The organism is Belnapia moabensis DSM 16746 (genome assembly GCF_000745835.1).
GTDB lineage: Bacteria > Pseudomonadota > Alphaproteobacteria > Acetobacterales > Acetobacteraceae > Belnapia > Belnapia moabensis.
Map to the genome: position 1 here is coordinate 1 of NZ_JQKB01000231.1, position 2,509 is coordinate 2,509.

General features: G+C 63.8%; 1 protein-coding gene, 1 pseudogene and 1 other annotated feature. Of the genes and pseudogenes, one reads left to right on the forward strand and one right to left on the reverse strand.

What is annotated here, in order from left to right; all coding sequences use genetic code 11:
* Positions 1-366 precede the first annotated feature (366 nt).
* Positions 367-1,541: pseudogene (locus EP26_RS30475) on the forward strand (IS3 family transposase).
* Positions 597-713 (forward strand) — a sequence feature (AL1L pseudoknot). (Overlaps the previous pseudogene by 117 nt.)
* Before the next feature lie 336 nt (positions 1,542-1,877).
* Here EP26_RS30475 and EP26_RS30480 read toward each other — a convergent pair.
* Positions 1,878-2,509 (reverse strand): endonuclease/exonuclease/phosphatase family protein (locus tag EP26_RS30480; protein WP_211259633.1); only part of this gene is annotated, 632 nt, incomplete at its 5' end.

A 2,509-nucleotide genomic window follows, 5' to 3' on the forward strand; every position in this document is an offset into this window, starting at 1 on the left:
TTGCTTCCTCGACGGCTTCGGCTGCGTTGACCATGCCTCAAGTCCCAAAGATGAGGCGCGCGACATAGTCGCATTTGCTGCCTTCCGGCAGGGGGAGCAGGTGCCACGACGGCGCCCTACCGAACTGGAGTGGCCGCACACCGCTCTGTAACTGGTAAAGCGGCTCGCGGTCGCCCCCTGCAGACGTTGACATAGGCTGGCTGGTCACTCCGCTCGGGGTATGGGCAGCAGGGCCCGCCAATGGACCCAATCCTGCCTATGAACCGCCCCGGGTTTGCCGGAGGCCCTACCTGTTGAGAGGATGGGGCTACGACGAAGAAGACGTCGAACCGGTTTTCGCCTGAGGTCCGGCAGCGGGCGGTGCGGATGGTGCTGGAGCATGGGGGCGACCATGCCTCCTCCCAGTGGGCCGCGATCGGCTCGATTGCGGCCAAGATCGGGTGCACGGCCGAAACGCTACGGAAGTGGGTGCGGCAGGGCGAGCGCGACGTGGGCCAGCGGCCTGGCACGACAACGGAGGAGCGGGAGCGCATCAAAGCGCTGGAGCGCGAGGTCCGCGAGCTGCGCCAAGCCAACGAGATCCTGCGGAAGGCGTCCACTTATTTTGCGATGGCGGAGCTCGACCGCCGGTCGAAGCCATGATCGCCTTCATTGACGATCAGCGCGAGGTCTACGGTGTCGAGCCGATCTGCGGGATGTTGCGGATCGCGCCGTCGACCTACCACGCCCGTGTCGCCCGACGTACGGACCCAGCGCGGGCCTCACCTCGAGCCCGGCAGGACCTGGCGCTCATGGAGCAGATCCGGCAGGTGCATGCGGCCAACTTCGGGGTCTAGGGTGCCCGCAAGGTCTGGCGGCAGCTTGGCCGGGAAGGCACCGTGGTAGCCCGTTGCACGGTGGAACGCCTGATGCGGCGGATGGGCCTGCGTGGCGCCGTCCGCGGCAAGGAGACCAGGACCACCATCGCTGACAAGGCTGCGCCTTGCCCGGCGGACAAGGTGAACCGGCAGTTCCGGGCACCGCAGCCGAACGTGCTGTGGGTGTCGGATTTCACCTACGTGGCGACCTGGAAGGGCCTTGTGTACGTCGCTTTCGTCATCGATGTCTTCGCCCGCCGGATCGTTGGCTGGCGGGTGTCGCTAACGGCGCATGCAGGTTTTGTCCTCGATGCTCTGGAGCAGGCTCTGCATGATCGCCATCCGGTGAAGGGCGGCTTGACCCACCACAGCGATAAGGGGTCGCAATACGTCTCCATTCGGTACACGGAGCGGCTGCTCGAGGCCGGAACCGAGCCCTCCGTCGGCAGCGTCGGCGACAGCTACGACAATGCTCTGGCGGAGACCGTCATCGGCCTGTTCAAGACCGAGGTGATCCGGCGGCGCGGTCCCTGGCGCAACCTGGAGGCCGTCGAGTTCGCCACCTTGGAGTGGGTCGACTGGTTCAACCACCGCCGCCTCCTCGAGCCGATCGGCAACATCCCGCCAGCCGAGGCCGAGGCGCGCTACTATGCCGCCCAGCAAGAGATTGCTCTGGCGGCCTGACTCAAGCTCACCAGCCTCCGGCAAACCCAGGGCGGTCCACTATGCTGTCTCCATCATTATCGACACTAACCGGATGTCACGCTCTCCTGCGGCTCACCCGTACGGCAAGGAATCGCAAGTGGCTTGGACAAGGCCCGGATCGCGCAGCACATTGCATAGGTCGCACGCAATTCAGGATCGAAGAGCGTGGGAGTGAGTTCCAGCCGCTGAGCGCGTCGCCCATGCCCGCTTCCAGCGCGGCGCACTGAGAAGCACTAGCCGAAGGGCACTCGGCGATTTGCCTCTATGACGGAAGCGCAAACGCGTCTGAGCTCCGAGGGCTAAGTGCGCTAGAGATCAAAGCGCCTTTGCTGGTCGGTGGCGGAACCGGGCGCAGACAATACCATGGTCACTCGTTCCATCCGCCTTGTGGTCCGCGGAGTCCAGGTGGTCGTTGCGCACAGTCATGCCGTCGAAGATCCAGAGGCGCTTGCGGCAGTTGTCATAGAATTCCTGACTGACCAGGATGTGGTCCAGCGACTCCATGCTGTCCTGGTGGATATGCGTGTAATAGACGTCGCGGGTGTTCCGGTACTCCTGCAAGGTCTGTGCGGTGTAGAGCGCTGTGTCCCCGCCCTTTGATTCTCCAACGAGGTAGCGTGGCTGCTCCGTTAGGATATTCACCGTGTTGCTGTGCTGTCCGTCGTTGATGTCGCCCAGTACGACGACGGGCGTCTCCGAGCCCTTCATGCGCTTCGTCAAGATAAAGCGTAGGGCTGATGCTTCTGCCGTTCTGCGGATGGTGGAGAGCGCCGCGCCCAGATTGGTCCTGTGCGGCTCGTAGGCCTCCTCCTCCTTAAACCACGCCTCGCTCCAAACCTGTGTTGAGGCCTTGGCTTGAGTTTGCACATGCTGTGACGATCTCGTCATGATGCATGGATCCAGAAAAAGCCCTCGGCGGCGATAAAGGCGAGAGCGTCGTCGAGCGG